At 69.8% G+C, this 7,910-nt stretch carries 10 protein-coding genes; 3 read left to right on the forward strand and 7 right to left on the reverse strand.

Annotation, left to right across the window (positions count from 1 at the left end):
* Window positions 1–186: 186 nt before the first annotated feature.
* Window positions 187–507 (reverse strand): hypothetical protein, encoded by a 321-nt coding sequence (locus ACI3KS_RS19275; protein WP_404920157.1) that lies wholly within the window; start codon window positions 505–507, stop codon window positions 187–189.
* The gene (locus ACI3KS_RS19280) at window positions 504–2,441 is read right to left on the reverse strand and encodes a PspC domain-containing protein (protein ID WP_404920158.1); all 1,938 of its coding nucleotides are present in this window, start codon (window positions 2,439–2,441) and stop codon (window positions 504–506) included. The genes ACI3KS_RS19275 and ACI3KS_RS19280 overlap by 4 nt, the downstream gene beginning before the upstream one ends.
* Window positions 2,442–2,555: 114 nt before the next feature.
* Between ACI3KS_RS19280 and ACI3KS_RS19285 the strand changes: the two genes are divergently transcribed.
* From ACI3KS_RS19285 to ACI3KS_RS19295, 3 genes are read left to right on the forward strand one after another with little or no spacing between them, the layout of a single operon-like run.
* Window positions 2,556–3,755 carry a PspC domain-containing protein gene (locus ACI3KS_RS19285; RefSeq protein WP_404920159.1) on the forward strand — a complete coding sequence of 400 codons (1,200 nt, stop codon included), beginning with the start codon at window positions 2,556–2,558 and terminating at the stop codon, window positions 3,753–3,755.
* On the forward strand, window positions 3,748–4,407 hold the full coding sequence (locus ACI3KS_RS19290; RefSeq protein ID WP_404920160.1) for a LuxR C-terminal-related transcriptional regulator: 660 nt from the start codon (window positions 3,748–3,750) through the stop codon (window positions 4,405–4,407). Before ACI3KS_RS19285 ends, ACI3KS_RS19290 begins: the two co-directional genes overlap by 8 nt.
* Before the next feature lie 42 nt (window positions 4,408–4,449).
* Entirely contained in the window at window positions 4,450–5,187 is a 738-nt protein-coding gene (locus ACI3KS_RS19295; protein ID WP_404920161.1) for a hypothetical protein, read from the forward strand.
* Between the two features lie 14 nt (window positions 5,188–5,201).
* On the opposite strand, the gene ACI3KS_RS19300 is transcribed toward ACI3KS_RS19295, so the two are convergent.
* The 5 genes from ACI3KS_RS19300 to ACI3KS_RS19320 all read right to left on the reverse strand — a co-directional run bounded on the left by ACI3KS_RS19300 (window position 5,202) and on the right by ACI3KS_RS19320 (window position 7,737).
* Entirely contained in the window at window positions 5,202–5,609 is a 408-nt protein-coding gene (locus ACI3KS_RS19300; RefSeq protein ID WP_404920162.1) for a transferase, read from the reverse strand.
* 85 nt (window positions 5,610–5,694) lie between these two features.
* Window positions 5,695–6,468: a DNA-formamidopyrimidine glycosylase family protein gene (locus ACI3KS_RS19305; RefSeq protein WP_404920163.1), complete on the reverse strand. Its 774-nt coding sequence runs from the start codon at window positions 6,466–6,468 to the stop codon at window positions 5,695–5,697.
* A complete protein-coding gene (locus tag ACI3KS_RS19310) occupies window positions 6,468–7,229 on the reverse strand; it encodes an EI24 domain-containing protein (RefSeq protein ID WP_404920164.1) in 762 nt (253 codons plus the stop codon). Before ACI3KS_RS19310 ends, ACI3KS_RS19305 begins: the two co-directional genes overlap by 1 nt.
* The gene (locus tag ACI3KS_RS19315) at window positions 7,226–7,492 is read right to left on the reverse strand and encodes a Txe/YoeB family addiction module toxin (protein ID WP_404920165.1); all 267 of its coding nucleotides are present in this window, start codon (window positions 7,490–7,492) and stop codon (window positions 7,226–7,228) included. The genes ACI3KS_RS19310 and ACI3KS_RS19315 overlap by 4 nt, the downstream gene beginning before the upstream one ends.
* Window positions 7,489–7,737 carry a type II toxin-antitoxin system Phd/YefM family antitoxin gene (locus ACI3KS_RS19320; RefSeq protein ID WP_404920166.1) on the reverse strand — a complete coding sequence of 83 codons (249 nt, stop codon included), beginning with the start codon at window positions 7,735–7,737 and terminating at the stop codon, window positions 7,489–7,491. Before ACI3KS_RS19320 ends, ACI3KS_RS19315 begins: the two co-directional genes overlap by 4 nt.
* Window positions 7,738–7,910: the final 173 nt, after the last annotated feature.

The raw sequence follows: 7,910 nt of genomic DNA on the forward strand, positions 1-7,910 counted from the left end.
GGGCGCCGCGGGTTCTTCGCCATCACGCCAGGGTATCCCGGGGCGGGGACCCGCCCTCGACCCGCTCGTTCATGCGGCCGATGTGAACTTCTGCGGCCACATCCTGTGGATGTGGCCGCAGAAGTTCACTTTCGCCGCTGGAATTCGGGGTGAGGGAGAGCTCAGGGCCGGTGCCGTGCGGTGCGCTCAGGATGCCGAGCGCCGCTGCGCGCGGCGGATGAGGCCGATCGCGCCGAGCACCAGCACCAGCCCTCCGACCGCGAGGAGCGCGATCCCGCCGAGCGTGCCGGGGGTCAGGTCACCGATCCAGGCCATGAGGTCGTCACGCCTGTTCTCGACGCTCAGCGTCCAGATGCCCGCCACCGCGACCGCTGCGAACACGAGCCCCCAGATGATCGAAGCCCAGCGCGTGCGCGGTGCCGCGGGAGCCTGAGCGCCGGCCTCAGGGCGTGGCATCGCGGGCGCTGCCGGAGGGATCATGCCGGCGGTGTGGTCGGAACTGCTCATCGCTCGTCCTCCGTGGGTTCGATGATGGTGATCTGGATGTCGCCGGAGTTCTGAGTGATCGATACCGGTTGCACGGTGTCGATCTCGCCGTTCTCGGCGGCCAGCTTCTCGTCGATCGACAACGAGCCTCTGGTCCCCGTGCTGCCCGAGAGCGAGCCGCCGTCGAGGTATTCGCCGTTCTCGCTCAGCCTCGTCCACGTGACGCTTCCGTTGCCCAACGTCGCGGCCAGGTCCAGTTCGATGCCTGGATGCACGGTGATGTAGGTGACACCGGTCGCCTTGTCGACGCTGATCGGAACCGGGCGATCGCTGTGCACCGAAAGTGACACGTCGAGTTCGCCGAAAGGCTGAACAAGGGTCACCGCTCGATCGTTCTGGATGCTGACAGAGCCCAGAACTGTCCAGGGCGTCGAGCTGACCGCCCCGGCGATCAGTCCGATGATCAGCGTGGTCGCCGTGAGGAATGCGAGGAACCCGCTGCGTCGGCGCCAGGCTCCTGCAACGATCATTCCGAGCGCGAGGACGAGCGCGGCCGACAGCACGCCGACCGCTCCCGCTGACGCACCCAGACCGCTCCACAGCGCGACACCGGCGCCGATGACGATCGCCAGACCGCCGACCGAGGCTACATAGGCGAAGCTCGCCCGCGGATTGGACTGGCGTCGCACGCGCCGCCGCTCGGCGGCTTCGGCAGCGAACACGGTCGCCTCGGCCTGGCGCTCGCGGCGGAGCTGGTCACGCACCGCGCGCTCGGCGTCCTGCTGCTGTCGCCGCCATGCCTGATCCTGCTCCTTCCAGGCCGCGTGCTGCTCCTTCCAGAGGGCGAGGGACTCGGGCGAGTCCGTGACCGGGCCCGCCGGGGGTTCGGGGCGCGGAGGCACGACAGGATCGGTCAGCACTGCGGTGGGCGCCGGCGGCGCATAGTTCGCGGTGCGGGCCGCGGCGGCGGATGCTGTCGAACCGGGCGTCCAGGTGGCGCCCGCCCCCTCGGACGAACCCGAATCGTCGAGGGTGACGGGCGCGCCCGGGGTCGTCGGGTCTGCGGAAGCCATCGGCAGATCCGACGCAGAGACGCCCGGGGTGCGGCTCGCGGCGCGCACGATGAGGAAGATCAGGGTGCCGACGATCGCCAGGGCCACGATCCACGTGAACACGGAGAACACCGACCATCCGCCGTAGCCGAGCCCGAACACCGCTCCCGTGAGCGGCGCGGTCGGCACGAGCCCGATGACGGCGGTCGCGAGGATGCCCCACTGCACGGGCTGGTAATCGCCGCGGAACAGATCTCGGGCATGGATGCGGCCCTCGACATCGGGCAGCAGCGCCCATGCCAGTGCGTAGAGGAAGATCACCGGGAGGCCGAACAGCGCGGCCACCACGAGCACGCCGCGGACGATCAGCGGATCGATCCGCAGCCGGGCCGCGATGCCGGCGGACACACCGCCCAGCCAGCCCTCCGAGCGGACGACACCCAGTCCTGAGACCCAGGCGAAGAGGCGGTCGGCCGTTGCGGATGCCGACGATCGGGTTCCGGAGCGAGCACTGCTGCCTGTGCCTGTGCCTGTGGCGGCGTGAGGCCCCGCGGCCGGGGGAATGTCGTACGACGGGGGCGCGTCATATGACCGGGGCTCGTCGTGCGGACGGGCATCGCCCGCCGGAGGAGTGTCGCCCGCGGGAGGAGTGTCGTCCGTCGGAGGAGCGTCGTGAGTCAGAAGGCCATCGTCGGCGGAGGGGGCGTTGTCGGTCGACTCCGTGTCGACGTCGATCGGTGCGCTCGCGGCGGCATCCGCGTCGGAAGCGTTCGCGACCCCGGACTGTGCGTCCGCGTCGGTGTTCGCCGCATCCGTTCCCGTGTCGGCATCCGTCATCGCGTCGGCGGGCGCGGACTCGCGGGACTCGTCGTCGCCGGGTGCCGGATCAGAGGTGTTGGTCATGTCTCGATCCTCTCGGTATCGGGGCGGGCGCGGCTATGGGGTGAACCCCTGAGCGCCCCCTGATTCCTCGCGGGGGATGCTCCCCACCCGCTGCCCGGGTGGTTGGATGGCGTCATGTCCTCTTCCGCCGCGTCGCCCCGCGCCCCGCGCGCAGTGACGCCACGGCCGCCTCTCGAACGCGATCGGGACTGCCTCGTCGCCGGGGTGTGCGCGGGCCTCGCGCGGCACCTGGGCGCGCCGGTGCCGGTGGTGCGTGCGCTGTTCGTCGTGCTGGGGCTGCTCAGCGGAGCCGGCATCCTGCTCTACGCGTGGTGCTGGGTGTTCACCCCGTGGGCCGAGGGCGAGGACGCGCCGACCCGTCGTGCCCCGGTCGCCTGGATCCTGCTCTCCGCCGCGGGGGCGGGCACACTGCTCGTCGTGATCTGGAGCATCGGCGGATTCTGGCGCGGCGAAACGCTCGATGCCCGGCTGGCGGCGCTGGTCGTCGGAGGAGCGGTTGCGCTCGCCGCGGCCGCAGGACTGTGGGCGGAGCTCATCGACCGCGTCGACACAGCCAGGGGCCCGCGGCATGCGCTGACGATCCGGGTGCTCGCCGCTGCGCTGCTCACGCTCCTGCTGGTCCTGCTGCTCGCGAGGCCCACCGGGGCGACCAGCGTCGCCCTCGTGCTCCTGCCGCTGATCGGGCTCCTCGCCGTCGCGGCATCCACTCTCATCCAGCGCTGGCGGGAACTCTCGGGCGAGCGCGTCAAGCGCATCCGTGAGGAGCAGCGCAGCGAGATGGCGGCGCACCTGCACGACTCGGTGCTGCAGACGCTCGCGCTGATCCAGAACCGCGCCGGTGCGTCGAGCGAGGCCGCGCGTCTCGCCCGCGCCCAGGAGCGCGAGCTGCGCGCTTGGCTGTACGACGGCGATGCGCCTGCCGACAGCGACATCGCGACCGATCTGCGCGACTACGCCGCGGCACTCGAGCTCGACTATCCGGTGCGCATCGATGTCGTCTCCGCGGGGCTCTCCGCCGAGCGCGCCAGCGGCGGGCTCGCCTCGGCCGCGCGCGAGGCGATGCTGAACGCGGCCCGCCACGCGGGTGGTGAGATCTCCGTGTACATCGAGGGCAGCAGCGCGGGTGTCGACGTGTTCATCCGGGACCGGGGCGCCGGGTTCGACCTCGACCAGGTGCCGAGCGATCGTCTCGGGGTGCGCGAGTCGATCATCGGCCGCATGCGGCGACACGGAGGCACCGGCGACGTGCGCAGCGGAGAGAACGGCACCGAGGTGCGCCTGCACCTCCCGACCCCAGGAGAGCCCCGTGTCTGACGGCATCCGCGTCGTGATCGTGGACGACCATTCGATCTTCCGTTCGGGCCTGCGCGCCGACCTCGATGCGACGGTCGAGGTCGTCGGCGAGGCCGCCGACGTGCCCTCTGCGCTCGCGGTGATCGCCGAGACCGCGCCCGACGTGGTGCTGCTCGACGTGCACCTGCCCGGCGGCTCAGGACGCGATGCGACCGGCGGCGAAGACGTCATCCGCGGATCGATGCCCACGTCCGCCCGCTTTCTCGCGCTGAGCGTGTCGGACGCTGCGGAGGACGTGGTCCGCGTGATCCGTGCGGGCGCGCGCGGCTACATCACGAAGGGGTCCTCCGGCACGGAGGTGAGCAGCGCCGTGCACGCTGTCGCGGGTGGAGACGCGGTCTTCTCGCCGCGGCTCGCCGGTTTCGTGCTCGATGCCTTCGGCGCGGTGGCCGGCGAGACGGCATCCGCTCAGGATGAGCTCGACCGGCTGTCGGCGCGCGAGCAGGAGGTCATGCGGCTGATCGCGCGCGGCTATGCGTACAAGGAGGTCGCCGCCGAGCTCTTCATCTCGATCAAGACCGTCGAGACGCACGTCTCGGCCGTGCTCCGCAAACTGCAGCTGTCGTCACGGCACGAGCTGACGGTGTGGGCGTCGGAGCGGCGACTGCTCTAACCTCGGAATCCTGGTGTCGAGGAGCGCAGGATCGGAGCGGCGGTGGAGAAGTCTCGGAGGTTCGGGATCGTCCTGCTCTGGGTCGCGGGAGGCTTCGCGCTGATCGCGCTGATCACGTGGGTCCGTGCCGGCGGAGACCTGTCCGCCGACATCGAGTTTCGAGTCCCGCGGAGGCGCAGGAGCACGGGCGAAGCCTGGACCTACACAGCGCCGGCCTTCCCCTTGTTCACGGAGTTGCTCATGTTCGCCGCGGCGATCGCGCTCTCAGGAATCGCACACATCCGCGGATCCCTGCGGATCCTCGTGGTCTCGGCGGTCGTCGGTGTAGCCGCCGCGATCTGGTTGGTGACCGCCCACGTGCTGTTCGTGCGGGAAAGCAGGACTCTGATGGGCGCCGTCCTGTTCGCTCTCGTCACCATCGGGCTGGCGCTCTACGCGCCGATCGCTGAGGTGAGGGACGGCCGCCGGTCGAGAGCCGCGGCGATCGAGGGCGGCGGATCCCCAGGGTTCTCGGCTGACGCAGAGTCGGCATCTCGTCGTGCTCGCCGCTCGATCGAGCGACGATCCGCCGAGTCGACACCACCGGGACATGCCTTTCACTCGCCGAAGGCGCAGCACTCGGCCCTGCCGAGGGGGCTTCCCCTTCAGGGGCACCATCACCTTCCCGCACACTTCTCCGGGGTGGCGCGGCCGATCGACTCCTCGGGCCCCGCGGCCAGACGCGACTCCGCGCTGGCCCCGAAGTCGGAGCCAGCGCGGAGGGGGCTGTTCGAGCAGTGAGCCGGAGGCGTTGCTCAGGCTGCGAGCCAGAGGCCCTTCGGGTTGGTGGCGATGGTGAGTCCGGCGGCGACGGTCTCATCGTCGCCGATGCGGGCTCCGCGCACGATGCGCGCTCCCGCGCCGACCTCGGTGCGGACGCCGACGGTCGCGCCGTCACCCACTGCGGCCCCCTGGCCGATGTGTGCGTGCGCCTCGATGTGCGCGTTGTCGCCGATCACGGCGTCGGCGTCGATCCATGCGCCGCGAGCGATGATCGCGCCCGCTCCGACGCGTGCGCCGGGTTCGATGTATGCGCCGGCTTCGACATGGGCTCGCGGATGCACCTTCGCGCCGTGCGCGACGAGTCCGCGCCCATTGGCGTGCTTGCGGTAACGCAGCGTGTCGCCTTGGTCGTTCTCGATGTCGATGTAGTTCTTGCCCACGATTCCTCCCGTCCGGATGCGGAACTGTCCGGATACTGGAATGAACCATGGCCGGCAGCGATTCATTCCCGGTGCGGGATGCTGCTCAACGCTGGCAGTTCGGGCACCAGAAGGTGATGCGCTCGCGGGTCGGATCCGCTCCCTGAGCGCCCGTCCGGATCGGCGTTCCGCAGCGACGACACGGGCGCCCCGCCCTCCCGTAGACCCACGTCGCCTGGCCGGGACGATCCATGCCGGTGAAGGTCCGGTTTCGTCGGTCCCGGTTGGCTCTGATCGTGCGCGCACCCAGGTCCAGGAGTGCGGGGACATCGACGTCCGACGAGGGTGTCGTCGGCAGCACGCCGCGCAGGAACAGCAGTTCGGCGGCGTATTCGTTGCCGAAGCCCGCGACGTTGCGCTGGTCGAGAAGCGCGACGTGGATGGCCCGCGTGTCGGCGCCCACGCGGGCCGCGGCATCCGCGGCATCCCAGTCCGCGCTCAACGGATCGGGACCGAGGAAACCGACCAGGTCGCCCTCGTCGCGGGTGGGGACGAGCTCGACCTCGGCGATGTCCACACCGACCGCCTCACGGTCGGCGGTGCCCACGACGGCACGGACCTTGAACGCCGGATGCCGCCACTTCTCGCCCGGGCGGTAGACGAACCACGCGCCGTCCATGCGCAGATGGGAATGCAGAGTGCTCTCGCCGATCCGCATGAGCAGGTGCTTTCCACGCGGCACCACGCCGTGCACGGTCTGTCCGCGCAGATCCGCGGTCGCGAGCCGGGGAACGCGCAGATCGAACCGGGTGACCTCGCCTCCGGTGAGAGCGTCATCGAGTCGTCGAGCCGTGCGGAAGACGGTGTCGCCCTCGGGCATCAGCGGTCCCCGGACTGTGCCGTCGTGAGCGGGGTGCGCGCCATCATGTCGCGGGCCAGCATGGTCGACGCCGCGACGGCGGCCGGCATCACGGCGACTGCTCCACCGGGCACGAGGAAGCAGAGCTGAGTGGCGACTCCGAAGCCGAGCACTCTGGCACGGCTGCCGGCGAAGAGCGACGCCCGATCGACGGGGCTGAGCTCACGAGCCTCGAACGCGCGGCCGCTGAGCTCCCTCGCGAGGAGTCTGCCGGTCAGGACCACGCCGAGGACCGGCCCGAGGACGCTGCCGACGAACGGGATGAATCCGACGAGAAGAACGATCACCGCGACGAGGATGCCGAGCAGTGCGAGGCGGAGCCCTTCGCCGAGTGCCGACCAGAATCCGCCGCCATCGGCCGGGGGAGCGTCGCCGAGGTCGATCTCGACCGCATGCCAGATGCGCTGGTAGAAGGGGTCGCCGATCGTCAGCGTCAGCGCGCTGAAGATCGCGCTGGCTGCCGCCAGGGCGGCGACGGCGACGACGACGCTGACCGCGGTGCGGAAGAGCGTAAGCCAGAGTTCGTCCCACCCGTCGGCGAACGGCGTGAGCCACGTGCTCACCGTCGGGAGGTTGAACAGCAGGGGAACCAGCGCGACAGCCAGCACGATGACCGCGATGATCGCGGGGACGAGTCCCAGGGCCATGAGCCCCGGTCTCGTCCGCCAGAGACCGAAGCCCCGGAACAGCGTCCGCACACCTGCGCTGAACTCGCTGATCAATAGTGGTACCTCGCTTGCAAGATCGTCACTCGGAGGTCATCCGCGATGTACACGAGCCGGTTCGCCTCATCGATGCGGCGGGACCAGGCGCCGGACAATGCGTGCTTCAGGGGTTCGGGCTTGCCGATGCCGTCGAAGGGATCGTCTCGCAGGACATCGGCGATGAGCTGATCGATCCTCCGCAGGGTGCGCCGATCCTGCGTCTGCCAATACAGATAGTCCTCCCAGGCCTCTGCGGTCCAGGTGAGCAACCGATCGCTCATGGGTCGATGCGGTCGTGTTCCGCGGTCTCGCCCTCGCGTGCGCTGTCGAGTGCCGACAGGAGCCTGCGTGCATTCACCGGGGAGCGCAGCAGGTAGGCGGTCTCGACGAGGGCGTCGTACTCGTCTTTCGACATCAGCACCGCCGAGCCGCGCCGGGAGGTGATCTCGACCTCAGTGTGGTCGAGGTTCACCCGCTCGATGAGGCCGAACAGGTCTCTGCGTGCCTCGCTCGTGGTGATCGCCATTCTGTCCACCCTTCTGGTACCAGTTATGGTACCAGTTGTGCTCGGTTAGGTGTGATGTCCAGGGACGTTGTTGCGTGAATCGCGGTTGATCTGTCGATGAGTGAAGGCCTCCCGTTATGGAGTGGAGCTGTCTAGGAACCGCTTCTCACAACAGGAGGCCTTCGTGTCCCACG

Origin of the sequence: Microbacterium sp. ZW T5_45 (assembly GCF_044987415.1) — a bacterium.
GTDB lineage: Bacteria > Actinomycetota > Actinomycetes > Actinomycetales > Microbacteriaceae > Microbacterium.